At 71.4% G+C, this 20,546-nt stretch carries 13 protein-coding genes; 3 read left to right on the top strand and 10 right to left on the bottom strand.

The features are described 5' to 3' along the window. Positions 1-3 precede the first annotated feature (3 nt). The 6 genes from VFZ92_RS25475 to VFZ92_RS25450 all read right to left on the bottom strand — a co-directional run bounded on the left by VFZ92_RS25475 (position 4) and on the right by VFZ92_RS25450 (position 10,139). On the bottom strand, positions 4-2,976 hold the full coding sequence (locus tag VFZ92_RS25475) for a glycoside hydrolase family 3 C-terminal domain-containing protein (RefSeq protein ID WP_330878552.1): 2,973 nt from the start codon (positions 2,974-2,976) through the stop codon (positions 4-6). Further along, positions 2,973-5,297, bottom strand: coding sequence for an alpha-xylosidase (gene yicI / locus VFZ92_RS25470; protein WP_330878551.1), 2,325 nt, complete (start codon positions 5,295-5,297; stop codon positions 2,973-2,975). The genes VFZ92_RS25475 and yicI overlap by 4 nt, the downstream gene beginning before the upstream one ends. After that, positions 5,294-6,136, bottom strand: coding sequence for a carbohydrate ABC transporter permease (locus VFZ92_RS25465; protein ID WP_330878550.1), 843 nt, complete (start codon positions 6,134-6,136; stop codon positions 5,294-5,296). Before VFZ92_RS25465 ends, yicI begins: the two co-directional genes overlap by 4 nt. Further along, on the bottom strand, positions 6,136-7,092 hold the full coding sequence (locus VFZ92_RS25460; protein ID WP_330878549.1) for a sugar ABC transporter permease: 957 nt from the start codon (positions 7,090-7,092) through the stop codon (positions 6,136-6,138). Before VFZ92_RS25460 ends, VFZ92_RS25465 begins: the two co-directional genes overlap by 1 nt. Next, positions 7,089-8,372, bottom strand: coding sequence for an ABC transporter substrate-binding protein (locus tag VFZ92_RS25455; RefSeq protein WP_330878548.1), 1,284 nt, complete (start codon positions 8,370-8,372; stop codon positions 7,089-7,091). Before VFZ92_RS25455 ends, VFZ92_RS25460 begins: the two co-directional genes overlap by 4 nt. Before the next feature lie 315 nt (positions 8,373-8,687). Beyond that, positions 8,688-10,139: a BNR repeat-containing protein gene (locus VFZ92_RS25450; RefSeq protein WP_330878547.1), complete on the bottom strand. Its 1,452-nt coding sequence runs from the start codon at positions 10,137-10,139 to the stop codon at positions 8,688-8,690. Between the two features lie 204 nt (positions 10,140-10,343). Between VFZ92_RS25450 and VFZ92_RS25445 the strand changes: the two genes are divergently transcribed. Further along, complete coding sequence (locus tag VFZ92_RS25445) at positions 10,344-11,150, top strand: glycoside hydrolase (protein ID WP_330878546.1); 807 nt, start codon at positions 10,344-10,346, stop codon at positions 11,148-11,150. A 7-nt stretch (positions 11,151-11,157) separates the two neighbouring features. On the opposite strand, the gene VFZ92_RS25440 is transcribed toward VFZ92_RS25445, so the two are convergent. From VFZ92_RS25440 to VFZ92_RS25430, 3 genes are all read right to left on the bottom strand, one after another. After that, positions 11,158-12,579: an FAD-binding oxidoreductase gene (locus VFZ92_RS25440; RefSeq protein ID WP_330878545.1), complete on the bottom strand. Its 1,422-nt coding sequence runs from the start codon at positions 12,577-12,579 to the stop codon at positions 11,158-11,160. A gap of 30 nt (positions 12,580-12,609) precedes the next feature. Further along, positions 12,610-13,035 carry a hypothetical protein gene (locus VFZ92_RS25435; protein WP_330878544.1) on the bottom strand — a complete coding sequence of 142 codons (426 nt, stop codon included), beginning with the start codon at positions 13,033-13,035 and terminating at the stop codon, positions 12,610-12,612. A 153-nt stretch (positions 13,036-13,188) separates the two neighbouring features. Continuing rightward, positions 13,189-13,614 (bottom strand): helix-turn-helix domain-containing protein, encoded by a 426-nt coding sequence (locus VFZ92_RS25430; protein WP_330878543.1) that lies wholly within the window; start codon positions 13,612-13,614, stop codon positions 13,189-13,191. A gap of 77 nt (positions 13,615-13,691) precedes the next feature. On the opposite strand from VFZ92_RS25430, the gene VFZ92_RS25425 reads away from it, so the two are divergent. Together VFZ92_RS25425 and VFZ92_RS25420 are read left to right on the top strand one after the other, a co-directional pair. Beyond that, entirely contained in the window at positions 13,692-14,606 is a 915-nt protein-coding gene (locus VFZ92_RS25425; protein WP_330878542.1) for an SDR family NAD(P)-dependent oxidoreductase, read from the top strand. Between the two features lie 336 nt (positions 14,607-14,942). Beyond that, positions 14,943-17,759 carry a helix-turn-helix transcriptional regulator gene (locus VFZ92_RS25420; RefSeq protein WP_330878541.1) on the top strand — a complete coding sequence of 939 codons (2,817 nt, stop codon included), beginning with the start codon at positions 14,943-14,945 and terminating at the stop codon, positions 17,757-17,759. Between the two features lie 79 nt (positions 17,760-17,838). On the opposite strand, the gene VFZ92_RS25415 is transcribed toward VFZ92_RS25420, so the two are convergent. After that, on the bottom strand, positions 17,839-20,546 hold a 2,708-nt coding region (locus VFZ92_RS25415), incomplete at its 5' end, for an SDR family NAD(P)-dependent oxidoreductase (RefSeq protein ID WP_330878540.1).

The following is a 20,546-nucleotide window of genomic DNA, read 5'->3' as shown; positions in this document are numbered from 1 at the left end:
GGGTCACTTCAGGGAGAACGACGCCAGGCGCAGGTCGCCGGTGAACACGAGGTAGACGTCGTGCCTGCCGCGCACCGCCTCCAGCGGCGCGGTCGTCGTCGCGTAGGTGTAGACGTCACCGGTGCTCGCCGCGGTGGCGGTGCCGATGACCCTGCCGCGCACGGGATCGCCGAGCCGGACCTCGATCGAGGCGGTGCCGGGCGCGGACCTGGCCACCGTCGCGGTCAGCCGCTTCGCCCCCCGGCCGAGGTCCACGTCGGCGAACTCGATCCACTCGCCCGCCGCCGCGCCGACGGCGTCGCCGCGGACCTTGCTCTCGTCGACCAGGTCCACGCCGGAGTAGTCGTCGAAGTCGACCGCGCGGGTGGTCGCGCCGAGGTCGCGGGCGGGGATCCGCTCGCCCCTGACCCGCACCTCGCCGCGCTGCCGCACGTCGCCGGAGGACGCGCCCACGGCGAGGTCGTGCACCGAGTCCTCCACCGCCCAGCGACCGCGGGTCACGTCCCACACCGCGAGGTCGGCGGCCTTCACCTTCAGCACGACCGTCTTCGCCCGGCCCGCGTCGAGGCTCACCCGCTCGAACGCCCTGAGCCGCTGGGCGGGTTGGTCGACGCGCGAGGTCCGCTGGTGGGTGTAGAGCTGCACGACCTCGTCGCCCGCCCGCCTGCCCGTGTTGGTGACCCGGACGCTGACGACGACCTCCCCGTTCGCGTCGACCACCGGGGACTCGACCCTCAGCCGGTCGTAGCGGAACGAGGTGTAGGACAGCCCGTGGCCGAACGGGTACAGCGGATCGCCGTCGAAGTACTGGTAGGTCCGGCGGCTCTTGACGATGTCGTAGTCGAGGATGTCCGGCAGGTCGGCCGCCGACCGGTACCAGGTCTGGGTGAGGCGGCCCGCCGGGTTGCGGTCGCCGAACAGCACGTCGGCCAGCGCGTTGCCGGTCTCGGCCCCCGCGTGGGTGGTCCACAGCACCGCCGGGACGGCCTCCTGCTCCGGGCCCGCCGTCGTGGGGTAGCTGTTCTCCAGCACCACCACGGTGTTCGGGTTGGCCTCGCGCACGGCCGCGACCAGTGCCCGCTGGCCCGCCGCGAGGCCCATGTCCGTGCGGTCGTGGTCCTCGCGGCCGTTGATGAACGGCATGCTGCCGACCACGACCACCGCGACGTCCGCCGCGCGGGCCTTGGCCGCCGCCTCGGCGACGCCGTCGCGCAGGACGTCCTTGGTGAACCGGGCCGCGCCCGCCGCCGTCGTGGCCCCCAGCGCCAGCGTGCCGTCGGCCGCCACCGTCAGGTACTCCTCGGGACCCGACCAGTCGAAGGCCTTCTCGTACCCGGCGTAGCGGATGACGACCTCGCCGCCGCCCACGTCCTCCAGCGCGAACTGCTGCTGCACGAACCAGCCGTTGGGCTGCTCCTCGCTGTTCACGAACGACGAGCCGGAGATCGTGACGTACTTGCCGTTCGCCGCGGAGCGCAGGGTCAGCACGCCCTCGCCCCAGTCGAAGACGTCCAGCTGCTCGGTCGTGCCCGCCGTGGTGCCGCCGATCCGCAGGAGGTCGCCGTCGGCGTCGGCACCCGCCGTGACGTAGCGGCCGGAGGACACCTCCTTGAGCGCGATCCGGTCGACGCCCTCGCTGCCGGACACCGCCGCACCGGCGCCCAACCGCGCCCGGACGCCGTCGATCGGGGTCACGCCGTAGGTCGTGGAGCCGGAGTACCAGTCCGTGTAGAGGGTGTCCGACAGCGGGCCGACCACGGCGACGTTCCGGTCCCGTGCGGCGTTCAGCGGCAGCGCACCGCCCTCGTTCTTCAGCAGCACCAAGGCCTTGCCCGCCGTCTCGCGGGCCAGCGCCCGGTTCGCGGGGCTGTCGACGACGTCCTCCGTGATCCCGCCGTACGGTCCGCCGCCGGGGTCGAACTCGCCGAGCCGCACCCGGACCGACAGGATGTGCCGGACGGCGGTGTCCACATCGGACTCCGCGATCAGCCTGCGCGCCAACGCGGTCTTGATCGCCGTGATCGTCCTGGCGGAGTCGGTGTTGTCGGTGGTGAAGCTGTCCACACCGGCCTTGAGGGTCGCCGCGTCCGCCGAGGGCAGGTCGGGGTAGTACTTCTGCGACTCGACCAGGTTGTTGGGGCCCGACGCGTCGGTCACGGTGAAGAGCGGTTTGTCGGTCCACGTCCTCACGACGTCGTTCACGTCGGAGTGCGCGGTCATCGGACGCCCGTTGACCAGGTTGTACGCCGTCATGACGCCGGTGGCGGCGTCGGCGGTGATCGCGGGCTTGAACGCGGCCTCGTCGTACTCGTGCTTGACCCTCGGCCGGAGCTGCGACGACGTGGTGTCGCGGCGGATCTCGTTGTTGTTGGCCAGGTAGTGCTTGAGCACCGGGGCGGTCTTGAGGTGCCGGGGGTCGTCGCCCTGGAGGCCGTGGCCGTACGCGGTGGAGATCTCCCCGGTCAGGTGCGGGTCCTCGGAGTAGCCCTCCTCGTTGCGGCCCCAGCGCGGGTCGCGCAGCAGGTTCACCACCGGTGCCCACAGCTGGAGCCCCCACACGTCGGGGTTCGCCGAGTTGAGGCCGCGCGCCTCGTCGCCGACCGCGGCGCCGACCCGCTCCACCAGTTCGGTGTCCCACGTGGAGGCGAGCCCGACCGCCTGCGGGAAGACCGTGGCCTCGGCGGTGACGACGGCGCCGCCGTCGTTGCGGTCGGTGGACCACGCGACGCCGTGCAGCGCCTCGGTCCCGGTCTTGAACGGCGCGATCCCGAGCCGCGGGATCGCGGGCTGGTACTGGTGCAGCAGCGACACCTTCTCGTCCAGCGTCAGCCGCCGCACGAGGTCGTCGACGCGGGCCTCCGGCGACCGGCTCGGATCGCGGAACAGGGGGGCCTGGTCCGCGGCGGCCGGACCCGGTGCCGCGAGCGCGACGAGGAGCGCCGCGGCCAGCAGCGGAACGGTTCTGCGCACCCTCACGACGGTCGTCCTCCCGAGTCGTTCTCGCGCACGACCACGACCACCCGGTCGCGATCGGCCTGGACGAGCACGCCCTGGACGTGCTCGGTGCCGGTACCGCCCTCGACGGAGGCCGGGGCACCGACCCCGACCAGCAGCACACGCCAGCCGGGCGGTGCCGCGTGCGCCTCGACCGTGACGACACCGCCCCGACGGGCGGTCGTGAACACCGCGTCGCCGACGGGTGTGGTCGCGGTCGTGCCGTCGGCGAGTTCGTACACGTGCAGCGTCACGCCGTCGGCGTGGTCGTAGTCCGGGCGGTCGTCGACGGCGCCCACGGGCACCACGGAGTTCGGCCGGACGAGCAGCGGGACGTCGGTGAAGCCGCAGCGGTCGGTCGTCCAGCGCGGGCCGCGCACCCGGTCACCGGTCGTGAAGCGGGTCCAGGTCCCCTCGGGGACGTAGTAGGACACCGTGCCGTCGTCGGTGAAGACGGGGGCGACCAGCAGCGAGTCGCCGAGCAGGTACTGGCGTTCGAGGTGCGTGCAGGCGGGGTCGTCCGGGAACTCCAGGACCATCGCCCGCATCACCGGCACGCCCGTGCCCACCGCCTGCCGCGCGGCCTCGAACAGGTAGGGCATCAGGCGCGCCTTGAGCTTCGTGAAGACCCGCAGGACGTCCACGGCCTCCTCGTCGAACAGCCACGGCACCCGGTAGGAGCCGCTGCCGTGCAGCCTGCTGTGCGAGGACAGCAGCCCGAAGGCGATCCACCGCTTGAACACCCCGGCGCTCGGGGTGCCCTCGAAGCCGCCGATGTCGTGGCTCCAGAAGCCGAAGCCGGACATCCCGAGCGAGAGCCCTCCGCGCAGGCTCTCCGCCATCGACTCGTAGGTGGACTCGGAGTCGCCGCCCCAGTGCACCGGGAACCGCTGGCACCCGGCGGTGGCCGACCGGGCGAACAGGACGGCCTCGTGCTCGCCGCGCCGGTCGCGCAGCACGTCGAAGACGGTGCGGTTGTAGAGCAGCGTGTAGTAGTTGTGCATCCGCACCGGGTCGGAGCCGTCGAAGTAGACGACGTCGGTCGGGATCCGCTCGCCGAAGTCGGTCTTGAAGCAGTCGACGCCCTGCTCCAGCAGCGCGTCCAGCTTCCCCGCGAACCACTCGCGCGCCGCGGGGTTGGTGAAGTCGACCAGCGCCATGCCCGGCTGCCACTGGTCCCCCTGCCACACGTCGCCGTTCGGCCTGCGGACCAGGAACCCGCCCGCGACGCCCTCGGCGAAGAGGTCCGAGGCCTGCCCGATGTAGGGGTTGATCCACACGCAGACCCGCAGCCCGCGCGCCCGCAGCCGCTCCAGCATCCCCTCCGGGTCGGGGAACGTCTCGGGGTCCCACCGGAAGTCGCACCAGTGGTACTCGCGCATCCAGAAGCAGTCGAAGTGGAACACGCTCAGCGGCAGGCCCCGCTCGGCCATGCCGTCGATGAACCCGGTCACCGTCGCCTCGTCGTAGGACGTCGTGAACGACGTGGACAGCCACAGCCCGAACGACCACGCGGGCGGCAGCGCGGGCCTGCCGGTGAGGGCCGTGTACCGGCGCAGCACGTCCTTCGGCGTGGGCCCGTGGACGACGAAGTAGCGCAGCGTCTGGCCGGGCACGCTGAACTGCACCCGCGAGACGACCTCCGAGCCCACCTCGAACGACACGGCGCCGGGGTGGTCGACGAAGACGCCGTAGCCCGCGTTCGTCAGGTAGAACGGGACGTTCTTGTAGGCCTGCTCGGTGCCCGTCCCGCCGTCGGCGTTCCAGATGTCGACGGCCTGCCCGTTGCGCGCCACCGGGCCGAAGCGCTCGCCGAGGCCGTACACCACGTCGCCGACGCCCAGGGTGAGCTGGTCGCGCACGTGGTGCTCGCCGTCGACGGTCATGAAGCCCATCGCCTTGGCACCGCTGGAGGTCAGCGCGCGACCGCCCGCGGTGAAGTCCACGCCCCACCCGTCGCCGCCGCCCACCCGCGCGGACAGCGCGCCGGAGGTGAGGACGGCGACGCCGTCCTCGTCGACCACCTTCGCGGTGGTGCCGTCCTCGACCGCCAGCTCGAACCGGGGCTCCGCGGGCACCTCACCCGCGAAGTGCGTGATCGTGACGCCGATGACGTCGGGCATCGGCGAGGAGAGGCCGATCGTGACCACCGGTCCGCGGAGCAGGTCGCCCCGGTGCCGGATCGGTGTCGTCGGCGCGTGCACGACGAGCGTGCCCTCACCCGCCACCACGTCGTGCACCTCGACCGGGTGCGCCGCCACCACACCGGGTCGCAGCTGCCAGTAGCCGTCGCTGAACTTCACCTGACCGCCCCCACCGTCATCCCCCGCGTCAGGGTTCGTTGGAAGAACAGGAAGAACACCACGGCGGGGAGGACGCCCAGGAGCGCCGACGCGCTGGTCGTCGTGGCGTCCATCATCCGCTGCCCCTGGAGGATCCCCAGTGCGACCGGCACGGTCTGGTTCTCGTCGGAGATGAGCAGCACCAGCGGGATCAGGAACTCGTTCCACGTCCAGATGAAGAAGAACACGAACAGCACGCCCAACGTCGGCCTGCTGATCGGCACGACGATCCGCACCAGGACCTGCCACCGGTTGGCGCCGTCCACCCGCGCGGCCTCCAGCACCTCGCGCGGGAAGCCGCTCAGCGTGGAGGCCAGCAGGTAGGTGCCGAACGCGGCCTGGACGATCGTGAACACGATGATCACCCCGAGCCGGGTGTCGTACAGGTCGACCTGCTTGAACAGGTGGTAGAGCGGGTAGACCAGGGCTTCCTGGGGCAGCGTGTTCGCGATCAGGAACAGGGTCAGCACCCACAGCCGCCCCCTGATCCGCCCGATGCCCAGCGCGTAGGCGTTGAGGACGGAGACCACGACCGCCAGCACCGCGACCGATCCGGCGATGACGAAGCTGTTGAGGAGCTTCGACCCGAAGTCGACGCGCTGCCAGAAGTCCACGATCCCCTGCGCGTGCACCTCGTCCGGCAGCGAGAGGGGGCCGGAGGTGGCGTAGTCGGCGGGTGACTTCAGCGCGTTCAGGACGATGATCGCGAACGGCACCAGCATGACGGCGGCGAGCGCGACGAGCCCCCACAGCACCAGGTGCGGCGCCGGGTCGCGCCGTCGCCGAGCGGTCGTCGCCATCAGCGCTCCTCCCCGCGGTTCTGCACGCGCAGGAAGGCGGTCGTCAGCACCAGGACCAGCACCGTGAGCACCGTCGCGATGGCGGCTCCGTACCCGACCTGGGTCTTCTCGAAGAAGTTCTGGAACGACGAGTACGACGGCACGGTCGTCGCCCCTCCTGGTCCACCGCCGGTCAGCACGTAGATCGGCCCGAAGACCTTCAGCGCGGCGATGGAGCAGGTCAGCAGGACCACGAACGCCTCGGGCCGGATCTGGGGGACGGTGACGTGCCAGAACCGGCCGAACCACGACGCCCCGTCGAGTTCGGCGGCCTCGTGCAGCACGGGGTCGATCCGCTGCATCCCCGCCATGAAGACGACCACGGGGTAGCCGAGCTGGATCCACGCCAGCACCCCCATCACGCTGTACAGCGCGATGTCCGGGTCGCCGAGCCAGTCCCGCGCCAGCGAGCCGAGGCCGACGGCGTCGAGGAACGCGTTGAGCGCGCCGCCCCTCGGCGCGAGGATCCAGCTCCACACGATCCCGGCGACCGCGATCGGCAGCACCTGCGGCAGGTAGACGCACGCCCGCAGCACCCCCGCGGCGCGCGGGCCGAACCGCTTGCCCACGACGTCGAACAGCGCCGCCGCGACGAGCAGCCCGGCGGCCGTCGGCAGGACCGCCATCGCGACGAGCAGTCCGACGTTGTGCCGGAACGACGCCCAGAACGCCGCGTCGGCGAAGAGCCTGCGGTAGTTCTCCAGGCCGATCCACCTCGGGTCGCCGACGCCGGACCACCGGGTGAAGCTGATGCCGACGTTCATGGCGAACGGCACCAGGACCACCGCGAGCAGGAGCACGGCTCCGGGCAGGAGGAACAGCAGGTAGGTGCCCTGGCCCCGGCCGGGTCGGCGCCGGGGTGGCGAGGGGGTGGGCTTCGCCGGGGAGGGCCGGTCCACGGCCGTGGCGACGCTCATCCGCCGAGGGTGGCGCGGTTCTCCGCGTACGGCTTCGCCACCTCGTCGAGCACCTGGTCGGGGGTGGCGCCGCCGGTGATCAGCTTCTGCGTCGCGGACACGAAGACGGCGTAGAAGCCGGGGGCGGGCCAGTCCGGGTAGTACGCGAGCCCGTCGTTCGCCACCAGGGTGTCGAACTCGTCGATCAGCGTCCGCACCGCGGGGTCGGTGGGCTGCGACCCGCCGGGCGCGACGGGGACGCCGCCCGCGTCGCGGAGCTTGTCCTGGATCTCCTGCGACAGCGTGATGTCGATGAAGTCGTAGGCCAGCTCCTTGTTCCGGGAACCCTCGGGGACGACCCACAGGTTGCCGCTCGACCCGATGCCCATCCTGCTGCCCGGCCACGGGAACGAGCCCCACTGGAAGTCCTTGATCCCGCTCTGGAGCCGTCCGCGCCACCAGGTGCCGGACACCATGATCGGGTACTTGCCCTGGATGAAGGCGACCCCCATGTCCTCGGCCTTCATGCCGCTGGACTCGGGCCCGACGTAGCCCTTGGCGACCCACTCGGCGAACGTGGTGGCGCCGTAGGTCCACGCCTCGTCGTGGAAGTCGACGTCGCCGGTGTAGCGCTGGTACCGGTCCACCCAGTCGCGGTCGGCCTTGCTCAGCGCGAGCTGGTAGAGGATCTGCTGGGCCGGGTACTCGGCGCCGCCGACGGCCAGCGGGGTGGTCCCCGCGGCGACGAAGGCGTCCATCGCCGCGGTGAACTCGGCCAGGGTGGTGGGCACGGCGAGTCCGCGCGCGGCGAACGCGTCCTCGTTGTAGTAGACGGTCACGTACTCGGCGTAGTTCGGGACGCCGAACCACTTGCCGGAGCCCATGACGCCCCGCTCGTCGTACCTGGCGGTCGTCTGGATGCCCGCCGACAGGCGCTTGTCCCAGCCGCGCGCGACGGCCTGCTCGGTCAGGTCGGCCAGCAGGCCCTGCCTGGACAGCAGGCCGGTGGTCGCGTTGCCCTTGTTGTACTCCAGGAGGTCCGGCGCCTCGTTCGAGTTGAGGACCATCGGAGCGGTCTTCTGGACCTGCTCGAAGCCCTTCTCCTCGAACTGGACCTTCACGCCGGGGTGGGTGGCCTCGAACTTCGCGATGGCGGCGTTCCAGGCGATCCCCATCGCGCTGTCCGGGCTCTCGTAGTGCCAGAGCTTGAGCGTCCCCGGATCCGAGTCGCCCGCCGACCCGCCGCACCCCGCGAGCACCGTCGTCGAGACCAGCAGCGCCGCGAGCACCCGTGCGAACATCAAGGTTTCCTCCCTGGAAGAACGCACGGGAAATGATTCCCACGCGGTCTCGATCAGTTCACACGACGCACCGCTTCGACCCTTGATTGGATGTTAGCCATCGATATTCCACAGTCAAGGGGCCTAGTGGTCGATCATTCGAACACTGCCTTGACCGGCCGCTTCCCGGTTTTGGGCAGGATTCACCGCGCGCCGCCACCGGTCGAGGGCGGCGCGTGGCGAATACTCGAAGGACAATTCGACGAATTCGATGTCGATCCGCTTCGAATTGATCGATGCGGGCCGGATTTCGCCTGCGGGAAGGGGCGGGCCGGGTCAGCCGAGCCGGATGTCGGCGACCCGGATCGGCGACGGCGTGGTGCCGGTGGAGGCCTGCTGGTACTGCACGGACAGCACGCCGTCGGTGGCGGTCCTCGACGTGTCCACGTTGACCTCGCCGAAGGCGTTCATGCCGGGCCGGTCGAACACCAGCGTCCAGTCGGTCCAGCCGCTCGCCCTGCTCGCGGCCACGATCCGCGCCCTCGGCATGATCAGGTAGGCGTTGTCCGCGCGGTCGAACACGATCTTGGTGCGCTGCGTGGAACCCGGCGCGACCGGCACCTCGCGCTTGGTCCAGGCGCCGCCCGCCCCGCGCACGAGGTGGAACGCGCGGCCGTACCGCGCCCGCTGCTGGGCGTAGTCCGACACGCACTGGGTGAACCGGCCGGGCACGTAGCTGATCACGACGTGCGGGGTGCCCGCCGAGTCGGCGGCCTGGCCCTCCTGGTTCATCAGCCCGTGGTTCGGGTCGAGCGGGTCGGCCACCAGGCCGGGCGAGCCGATCCCGACGCGCGTGCCGCCGGTGGTGCCGACCTGCGTGCCCGCGCCGTTGCGCCAGGTGCGCCCGCGGTCGTCGCTGTAGACGTAGCCGGTGTCGTGGTTGGCGAGGCCGCCGCCGTGGCACAGCACCGCCGCGTTCCCCTCGCGCCAGGTGAACGCCGCGTGCAGGCGCCCCCTCGGGTCGTAGGTCAGACCGTGCAGGTACATGTTCCTGGTGGTGGACACGACCCCGTTCGGGCCGGTCCACGAGCCGGTCGCCGACGACCACGCGCCGAGCCCGCGCCACGTGCCCCCGTCGTACTCGGCGAGTTCGTCGACCCCGTTGCCGGAGCCGCCGGTTCGGTAGCTGAACTGGAGCGCGCCCTCGGGCGTGACCACGAACCGCGGGTACGTCATCGCGCCGGGGTCGACGCCGTCGAGGGTGCGCTGCACGGCGCCGAACCGGGCGGCGGTCCAGTCGCGCGAGGACGCCTGGGACACCAGGCCCGCCTCGGACTTCACGTAGAACACCCTGCTGTTGTGGGTGTCCATCGCGACGTGCAGCCTGCCGTCTCGCGGCGAGACGCCCAGCGAGATCACGTTGTGCGAGTCGTCGACGCTGAGCTGGTGCGGCAGCACGACGGTCCGCCACGCGGTGTCCCCGGTCAGCGCCCGCCGCGCCACCACGGCGTGGCGGCTGCTGGTGTACCAGGCGGTGTACTGGTAGCCCGAGCGGGTGAGGATCGCGTCCTGCTGGAACGAGTCGTTGTTGACCAGTCCGTCGTAGGACACGAAGTACAGCGCCGACGGGTCGAGCACCGTGTCCGACAGCAGGGTGGCGCCGGGAGCCGCGGTCGCGGCGCCCGTCGGCACCAGGAGCGCGGCGGCGGCCAGGAGCACCGCCGCCGCGGCCCTGGTCCAGCGTCCGGAGGACCGCGCGGGCCCCTCGACGGTGGAGTGGTCGGTCATCACGTTCTCCTGTGGTTGGTCGACGTGGGGGATCGCGGCGAGCGGACCCACCACCCTGTTCCCCCGCGGGGGTCCCCCGTCAGCCGCCAACCGGGCGTTGACGCGGGTGGAGTCGACCTCCTACCGTGGAAAGCGCTTACCCAGCGTCGCCGACACCTCCGCCGCGTCGTGCCACCGCACCGATACCGCGTGGGAGGACTCATCGTGACGCTCAACCGACGTCGTCTGCTGGCCGCGGGCGGTGCGGGTCTCACCGCCGCCGCACTGGGCACCACCGGGACCGCCGGAGCCGCCACCTGGGAGACGCTGGTCAGCGGCTCCTTCGCCGACTACGACACCTTCCGGTCGGCGTGGAACCACCGCTACCCCTGGGGATCGGACCACAACGGCAGCGCCCGGATGTACGGCAGCGCGACCGACCGCAACCACGTGTTCCTGGAGCCGGGCGGGGTCCTCGCCATCCGGGCCACCCGCATCACGTGGGACGAGGGCACCAGCTCGGCCGACCCGCACCTGCCGATCCGCTACCACTCCGGCGCGGTGCACGCGAAGCAGCAGGTCCGGGTCAACGACCAGTTCCCCAACTGGGAGGTCAGGGGCGAGTTCCAGGCGCCCTCGGCACGGGGCACCTGGCCCGCGTTCTGGCTCACCGGAGCCAACTCCTGGCCGCCGGAGAGCGACATCCTGGAGTTCAAGGGCGACACGCGGAACTGGTTCAACACCTACCGCGACGCCGGCGGCGGCTGGTCCAGCACGATCAAGGCCGTGAGCAACCCCGGCGCCTGGCACGGCTACCGGGCGTGGATCGCCAAGGTCAACGCCACCGACGTCGACATCCACTACTACCTCGACGGCACGTGGGTGGGCCAGCACCGCGGCGCGGGCTTCGTGGACCAACCGATGTGGATCATCCTGAACCTCCAGACGGAGGGTTCGTCGGGCGATCCGGGACCGTCCTCGGACACCTACTACCGGGCCCGCGAGGTCTACGTCGGCAGGACACGGGCCTGACAGCCGATCAGCCGCCGATGCTCTGCGGGAAGCGGAAGAACCCCTCCGGGTCGTAGGCCTTCTTCACCTCGACCAACCGCTCGTAGTTCCCGCCGTAGTACGACCACCGCCAGTCCCGCAAGGCCGGATCCGGGTAGTTGACGTAGGAGTGACCGTTGGAGAGCGGGTCGATCACCGCGAAACCGCGGTCGACCCACGTGACGGCGGCGGCCAGCTCCTCCTCACCAGGGCTCGCGTCCTCCCCGATGAGCGTGTACTTGACCAGGAACCGGGCGTCGCGGTGCACGTACGCGGTGGCGTCCCGCGGCATCTCGTTCGGGACGCCGCCCAGCGCGGTGAGGGCGAGGTAGCGGAACTGGCCCGCCCTGCGGTCGTCGTCGAACACGTGCAGCGCGGCGGCGACGGCGTCGCGGCTCATCTCGGCGGAGAACATGCGGTGGCGTTCGCGCACGAAACCCTGGCGCGGCAACAGCGCCTCCGGGGTCGTGCCGACGCGCCGACGCTGCGCGGGGGTCATGTCCTCGCACCGGTAGAGGCGCAGCATGGCCTGCTCGTAGGGCAGGTCGTCGGCCTGCACCGTCGTCGGGCGGGCGCCCGCGGCGTGGCACAGCTGCTCCAGCAGCGCGTCGAACGACTCCCGCGGGCCGAAGTACCCGCCGTGCATCATGACGAACGGCGTGGCGTCCGGGGCGGCGTCCATCATCACCACGCCGATCTCGGAGCTCAGCTCCACGGGGGCGGACGCCATCCAGTGCTGCCACCGGTCGAGCACGTCGAGCGCGTCGTCCCACGCCCACACCACGGTGAAGTTCACGATCCGCGGCACGCTGGTCGGCACCACCTCCAGCCCGACGACCACACCGAAGTTGCCGCCGCCACCGCCGCGCAGCGCCCAGAACAGGTCGGGCTCCTGCTCGGCGGAGCAGTGCACGAGGGAGCCGTCGGCGAGCACCAGGTCGGCCGACGCCAGCCGATCGCCCGCGAGACCGAACTTCCTGGTCTGCCAGCCGATCCCGCCGCCGGTGGTGTAGCCGGCGACGCAGACCGTCGGGCACACGCCGGTCGCGGTCTGCACGCCGTGGCGGGCGAGTTCGGTCACCGCCTCGACGGACCGCACGCCGGGTCCGAGCCGAACCGTGGCCGAGGGCACGCCGACGTGGTCCATCCGGGACACGTCGAGGACCAGGCCCTCGGTCGTCGACCACCCGGCGAAGTTGTGCCCGCCCGCCCGCACGGTGACGTGCAGGTCGGCCCCGGCGGCGAAGAGCACCGCCTCGCGAACGTCCGAGGCGGTCGCGCAGTACGCGATCGCCAGGGGGTGGACGGCGTCGTACTCCGCGATCTGCAACTGCTTCGCGCGGTCGTACCCACCGTCCTCCGGCAGCAGCAGGTCGCCCCGCAGTCGAGGGCGCAGGTGCTCCCAGTCCATGGTTCTCCCCCAGGCGTTCGCGGACGGTGGTCAGACGACGGTGGTCTTGCCGTCGGCCGCCTGCTCGACCTTCGGGACGCTCTTGAGCGGGTAGTCCGACGTCCGCACCGAGATCTCGCCGGGCGCGAACGTGTAGGTGCCCGTGGTCTCCGCGACGATCTCGGCGTGGCCGCCGGTCAGCAGCACGTTCTTGCCCGCGAACACGTGGTTGGCGTTGCTGAGGCCGACCGCGACGACCTTCTTCTCGACGTCGCCGCCGATGATCACCTCGACCTCGCCCTTGATGTCGTGGGCCGGGCGGTCCTTGATGGTCGGGTGCAGCGTGCGGAGGGTGACCTCGATGTTCAGCACCTCGCCCTGCCCGATCTCGTCGGGCGTGGTGATGTTGATTTCGATGTCGCTTTCCTCGGGCTCCGGCTGGCGCGTCGAGCTGCTCAAGTACGTGTAACGACCCATTATCGAATCCTCACTCAGGGAAATGACATCGAGGGGACGAAGAAAACGTCCGGCGTCGTTCACGACCGTACCGGCAGGACAATGCAGGTCAACCCCTATCGGGCAACCCCTAGTCGACCCCTATTGGAGACCGACTAGGGGTCGGCACCCCACTCATTCCGCAACGGCCTCGCGACTTCTGTCGTACCGGTATCGTGCCGCTTCGATGTCATGTCGGTGCGCGATGGCCCAGTCGGTCAGCGCGGAAAGCGGAACGAGCAGTGTGCGTCCCAGATCGGTCAGTCCGTATTCGACGGTCGCGGGAACGGTGGGATACACCGTTCGGGTGACGAGGTAATCGCGTTCCAGTGCCCTGAGCGTGCGCGTGAGCATTCTTTGACTGATGTTCTCGATGTCGCGGTTCAGTTCACCGAAACGTCGTGGACCGCGCCCGAGCAGCACGACCACCAGGACGCTCCACTTGTCCCCGACCCGTCGGAGGACATCGGTGACGGGACACGCCTCGTGCTCGGACGGCTTCACCGGCAGCGGCAACTCGGCAGCGAGGACCGTAGGAACATCCGTGTGCCTATCGGACATGGATGTGCCTCCTTCCGTAGATCGTCGAAGTTACCGATGATGCAGTTGCGGACAAACAGTAACTACCGGGAGCGGACATGGGGAACGAACGCCCAAACAGCAAGACCGTCGTCATTTCGGGCGGCACCGACGGCATGGGGCGTGGGCTCGCGCTGGCCCGACTGGAGGTGGGCGACACGGTGGTCGCCATCGGCAGCAGCCCGGAGAAGGGCAAGGCGCTGCGGGCCGAGGCCGCCGCGCTGGGCGCGGCCGACCGGTTCACGTTCATCCGCGCCGACCTCAGCTCGATCACGGAGAACGAGCGCGTGGTGTCGGAGGTCGCCCGCGACCACCCGGTGGTCGACGCGCTGGTGCTGTGCGCCAACCGGCAGAGCCCGAAGCGGCTGGAGACCCCGGAGGGGCTGGAGTTCACCTTCTCCCTCTACTACCTCAGCCGCTACCTGCTGAGCCACGGCCTGCGCGCGCAGCTCGACGCCTCGGCGAACCCGGTGATCATCAACGTCGCCGCGCCCGGCATCACCATGGGCTCGGTGAACTTCGACGACCTCCAGTCGGAGGCGAAGTACGGCACGATCCGCGCCCAGGCGCAGTGCGGCCGGGCGAACGACCTGCTCGGCGTCGCGTTCGCCGAGGAGGCCAGCAGCAAGGCCCGGTACGTGCTCTACCACCCCGGCTTCACCGCCACCCTCGGCGGCACGGCGCACATGAAGCAGCCCGTGAAGGGCATCATCAAGCTGCTCAGCAAGATCGCCGCGAAGCCGGTCTCCACGGCGATCGTGCCGATGGTCGAGGCGATCGACAACCCGCCGTCGGCTCCGCTGACGGCCAACAACCAGGGCAAGCCGGTCGACCTGACGATCAAGACGTTCGACCCGGAGACGGCCCGCAGGCTGTCGAAGGTGACCCGCGAGCTGGTCGTCTCGCGCGTGCGCGAGATCCCGCTGCTGCCCGCTCCCCTCGGCGGCAACGGCGCGCACGACGTGTCGAGGTGACCTCGTGGGCCCGCGCCGTTCCCCCGGACGGCGCGGGTCCGCGGATCGCACGTTGCGCCCTCGTCACCCCAGAACGTCGAAACCGATTCCCGGTGTTTTACCGTGGTCGAAAACTGCTTGCCCCGTCGAGCGGCCTGTGACATCGCGTTAACACCATTTTGTGCATTAGGCCATTCGAGTGATCCTGGGGGGAGGCTTCTCAGCCTTAACATGGCCTCTGTACTGTGAGATTGACCGATGGCGTCGGCGAGGACGTGACTGCTGAGCTTACGAGATCGGCAGCTCGGCCCCGCGCAGTGTTGCGCTGACAACTACTTCCTCGTCGAACGCCGAAACGTGGCGCTCACTGGGGGAGTTCCGCAGTTGATTGAGAGAGAAAAAGAAATAGCCGCGCTGCGCACCGTATTGCAGGACGCGACGCAGGGCAGAGGTGGCGTGGCAGTGGTGAGCGGTCCTGTCGCGAGTGGCAAGACCGAACTTCTCCACACGTTCGCGCAGTGCTCTGCCGATTCCGGCGCACTGGTGTTGAGCGCGACCGCGTCGCGGGCCGAGCAGTCAATGCCGTTCGAAGTCATGGCACAGCTGTTCCAACCCGTGTCGCAATCCGAGGAAAGTCGACGGTGGACCAGCGGTCTGATCAGTCCGGAAATGTGCGGGAAAGCGCTCGCGGAATCGGACGGAACGGCCGCGGAGAAGTCCTCCGCACAGGTGATGCAGGCGCTGTGGATGATCCTGACGAACCTGGCGGCGGACCGGCCCGTCGTCATCGTGGTGGACGACCTCCAGCACGTCGACGAACTGTCCCGCGACTGCCTGCTCTACCTGGCGCGCAGGCTGCGGTTCAGCCGCGCGCTGATGGTCCTGACCGAGCAGACCGGCCCGCAGCACCGCTACCAGGCGTTCCACGCGGACCTGCTGCGCCAGCCGCACTGCAAGCGGATCAAGCTCGCGCCGCTGTCCGAGGACGGGGTGCGCGAGCTGCTGCGGGAGCGCGTCGGCGAGGAGCGGGCCGCCCGCCTCGCGCCGAAGGCCCACGAGCTGACCGGCGGCAACCCGCTGCTGGTCAACGCCGTCCTGGAGGACCACCTCACGGGCGTGGCCGACGGTTCCGGCGACCTGCTGCTGGGTGACGCGTTCGGCGAGGCGGTCCTGTCCTGCCTGCACCGCGGCGACCCGCTGCTGCTGGAGGTCACGAGGGCCGTGGCGGTGCTCGGCGGCGCGGGCGGCACCGAGCTGATCAGCGCCGTGCTGGACACGAGCGCGGAGACGGCGGCGCAGCACGTCCAGGCGCTCAACGGCATCGGGGTGCTCTCGCACTGGCAGTTCCGGCACCCGGCGGCGGCGCGGGCGGTGCTCGACCACGTGACGGTCGAGGAGCGGTCCCGGATGCACGTGCGGGCCGCGACGCTGCTCCAGCAGGACGGGTCGCCGAACGAGACCGTGGCCAGGCACCTGCTGGCCGCCGGCGCACCGCTGCCGCCGTGGGCGGTCGAGGTGCTCCGCGACGCCGCGGAGCAGGCCCTGTTCGGCGACCAGACCACCACCGCGGTGGCCTACCTGGAGCTGGCGTCGTCGATCTGCGTCGACGAGCAGGAGCGCGGCGCGATCATGGCGCTGCTGACGTCGATCGAGTGGCAGCTCGACCCGTCCACCGCGTCCCGGCACCTGCCGAGGCTGATCTCGTCGGTGTGGCAGCGGCAGCTGGACCAGCAGCACGCGATGACGATGCTGCGGTACCTGCTGTGGCACGGGCGCTTCGACGAGGCCGAGGAGACGATGTACCACCTCGACCGGCTGCCCGTGCAGGGCGATCCGGTCAGGGCGGCGGAGATCGAGTTCCTGCGGATGTGGCTGGCCTACTCCTACCCCCCGCTGGCGGCGCGGTTCGCGCGGCCGGCGGCGGTGGAGCGGACCGTCCCCGTGGCGCTGAGCACGAGTCCGCAGCACCAGGCGGCGAACGTGCTGGCGACGATCCTGTCCGGCCGGGTGGACGACCAGCTCGTGGCGAAGGCGGAGCAGCTCCTCCAGAGCTGCCAGCTCCGGGACTCCACCCTGGAGCCGTTGACGACGGTGTTGACGGCCCTGGTGTACGCCGACCGCATCCCGCTCGCGGCGCAGTGGTGCGACTCGCTGCTCGGCGAGGCCTCGGCGCGGCGCGCGCCGACGTGGCAGGCGGTGCTGTCCAGTTCCAGGGCGGAGATCTCGCTGCGGCAGGGGGACCTGCCCGCCGCGGCGGAGCACGCGCGGACCGCGCTGGCCAGCGTGTCGCAGGAGCGCTGGGGTCCGAGCATCGGGTCGCCGCTGGCGAGCCAGCTCCTGGCGGCGACCGAGATGGGCGACTTCGGGGAGGCTGCGCGGGTGCTGGCGCAGCCGGTGCCGAACTCGACCTACGAGAGCCGCTACGGCCTGTACTACCTGCACGCGCGGGGCCACTACTACCTGGCGACCGGTCGGCCGCACGCGGCGCTGAACGACTTCCAGGTGTGCGGCGACCTCATGGTCAAGTGGTCGGTCGACCTGCCGGAGCTGGTGCCGTGGCGGCTGGACGTGGCGGAGGTGCACCTGCGGGTGAACAACCGCGACCAGGCCGTCGCCCACGTCGAGGACCAGTTGGCGCGCATCCCGACCACCCCGTCGCGCACCCGCGGGATGGCGCTGCGGCTGCTCGCGGAGGCGGGTGACGTCGACTCGCGGCCGAGGCTGCTGGCCGAGGCGTGCGACGTGCTCCAGACCGTGGGAGCGCGGTTGGAGCTGGCGAAGGCGCTCACGGACCTCAGCGAGGTCCACAACACGACCGGCGAGCTGGACCGGGCCAGGATGGTGGCGCGGCGCGCGTCGAGCATGGCGAAGGCGTGCCACGCCGAGCCCCTGCTGGAGCGCGGCTCCAGCAGGCAGGTCGAGCAGCACTTCGCGGGGCGGCCGGACGTCATCGAGATCTCCGGCGCGGGCGGCACGTCCACGCTGAGCGACGCGGAACGCCGGGTCGCCACGCTGGCGGCGCAGGGCTACACCAACCGCCAGATCGCCAGGCGGCTGTTCATCACCGTCAGCACGGTGGAGCAGCACCTGACGCGGGCGTACCGCAAGCTCAACGTGAACCGGCGCACGGACCTGCCGATCGACATCGAGGTGATGACGGTCGACAGCGCCTGAAGGCGTTGACGTGGGACGGGGGCTGGACCGGGATCACCGGTCCAGCCCCCGTTCCGCCGCTGCCGCGCGGGGTGTCACCTCACTGGAGGCGGAACTCCTCGTCGATGAAGTCGAACACCTCGTCCAGGCTCGCGCCGTCGAGGTCGAGGCCACCCGGCTCGGCGTCGCCCCTCACCGCGGCCAGCAGGGCTTCCAGCCGGTCCACGAGCCGCACGCGCGCGTCCTCGCCGACGTCGGCCAGGCCCTCCTCGATCCGGTCCAGCTCCGCGAGCGCCGACGTGCCCGCGTCGACCAGCAGCTCACCGCCGAGGTGCGCCGCCACCGCGACCGGTGTCGGGTGGTCGAAGACGAGCGTGGTCGGCAGCCGCAGACCGGTCTCCGCGCCGAGCCTGTTGCGCAGCTCGACCGCCGTCAGGGAGTCGAGGCCGAGTTCGAGGAACCCGCGGTCGGGCTCGATCGCCTGCGGCGAGCCGTGTCCGAGGACGTCCGCGACGTGGGTCCGCACCAGCGTGAGCAGCACCCGTTCCTGCTCGGCCCGTGCCAGTCCGGCGAGCCGCCCGGCGAGGGACGTCTCCTCCTCCCCCGCCGTCCGCGCGGTCACCGCTCGCCGGGACGGCGTGGCGACGAGTCCGCGCAGCAGGGCCGGGACGGGACCGGCGGAGAACGCGGCGAGGTCCAGCCTGGCCGGGACCAGCGTGGCCGCCGACGAGCCGAGGGCCGCGTCGAACAGGGCCAGCCCCTCCTCCTCCGACAGCGCGCCCATGCCCGCGCGCGCCATCCTCGTGAGGTCCACCTCGGACAGTCGACCGCCCATGCCGTCGCGTTCGGCCCACAGGCCCCAGGCGAGCGACACGGCGGGCAGGCCGCGCGCGACGCGGTGGTGGGCGAGCGCGTCCAGGAACGCGTTGCCCGCCGCGTAGTTCGCCTGCCCCGGTCCGCCGAACGTCGCGGAGGCCGAGGAGAACAGGACGAACGCGGCCAGGTCCCGCGTCAGCTCGTGCAGGGCCAGCGCCGCGTCGACCTTGGGGCGCAGCACCCGGTCGAGCCGGTCGCGGGTCAACGTCGACACGACGCTGTCGTCGTTGATCCCGGCGGCGTGCACCACGACCGTGAGCGGGTGCTCGGCGGGCACGCGGCGCAGCAGATCGGCCACCTGGTCTCGGTCGGCCACGTCGCACGCGGCGACGGTGACGGCCGCGCCCAGCCCGGTCAGCTCGTCCCGCAGCTCGGGCATCCCGGCCGCCTCCTCGCCGCGGCGACCGGTCAGCAGCAGGTGCCGCACACCGAGGTCGGCGACCAGGTGGCGGGCCAGCAGCCTGCCGAGGCCGCCGGTGGCGCCGGTGACCAGCACCGTGCCGTCCGGGTCGAGGACGGGTCGGGTGGCGGTGGCCGCGACCCTGGCGAGCCGGGGCACGAACACGCTCCCGGCCCGGACCGCGAGCTGCGGCTCGTCCGCGGCCAGCGCCGAGGGCAGGACGGCGGTCGAGGCCGGGTCGTCGTCGAGGTCCGCCAGCACGAACCGGCCGGGGTGCTCGGCCTGCGCCGAGCGCAGCAGGCCCCACACGGGCGCGAGGGCCGGGTCGGTGACGTCCTCGTCGTCGCGGACGGCGACCGCGCCGCGGGTCACGACGACGAGCCGCTCCCCGTCGGGCCGGTCGTCGGCGAGCCAGGACCGCACGGCGTCGAGCACGTCGTGCAGCGCGCCCGCCTCCAGGACCGTGCTGCCGGGGTCGGTCCCGGTGACCGCGATCTCCGACCACTCCACGCGGTACATCGAGTCGAGGGCGTCAGCGGGCGCGTCGAGCACGCCCAGTTCGACGGACTCGGCCGACAGGACGACGGCACCGCCGTGGTCGCGGGCCACCAGGGCACCGCTCGCGGACCGGCTCACCGCGAGCCGCGTGGCGCCGGTCGCGAACAGGCGCACCCCGCGCCACGCCAGCACCTCGAAGCCTTCGAGCAGACCGGGGTGCAGGCGGAACCCCTCCACCCCGACGTCGTCGGGCAGCGCCACCTCGACCGGCGGCAGCCACTCGTGCTCCGCCTCGGTCGCGGGGCCGCGACCGAGCGAGCCGGTGGCGTTGCGGACCCACGTGCCGCCGACGTGCGAGGAGATCGTGAGCACCCGGTCGGCGTCCACGCGGACCTGCACCCGCGCCGGGACGACCAGCGGGCGTTCCACGACCAGTTCGGTGATCACGTCGCACCCGACCTCGTCGGCCGCGCGCCACGCCAGTTCGAGGGGCACGCCGCTGCCGGCCAGCGACACCGCGCCGGTCAGCAGGACGCCGTCGTCCCCGGCCAGCACGACCGGCGCGTCCAGGTCGACGCCCGACCCCTCGGAGGCGTTGCGCAGCCAGAACCTCTCGCGGGCGAACGGGTACGTCGGCAGGTCGACCCGGCGACCGCCGGTGAAGTCCCACTCGACGGGCACGCCGTCCACGTGCAGCGCCGCCAGTGCCGCCAGGAGCGTCCGCTCCTCCGGCTTCCCCTTGCGCAGCAGCGGAACCGCGACCGACGGGTCGATCCCGGAGTCGGCCACCATCGCGGTGAGCACGCCGTCCGGGCCGAGTTCCAGCACCCGCGCGACACCCAACCCGGCCAGGGTCGTGACGGCGTCGAGGAACCGCACCGGCCGGCGGACGTGCCGCACCCAGTACTCCGGCGAGCACAGCTCGGCCGCCGTCGCCGGGGCGCCGGTCACGGTGGACACGATCGGGATCGTCGGGTCGGTGAAGGACAAACCCTCCACCACCGCGCGGAAGTCCTCCACCACCGGTTCCATCA

The organism is Umezawaea sp. (assembly GCF_036375055.1).
Classification (GTDB): Bacteria; Actinomycetota; Actinomycetes; order Mycobacteriales; family Pseudonocardiaceae; genus Umezawaea.
This window is presented reverse-complemented; position numbering and strand designations above follow the sequence as displayed.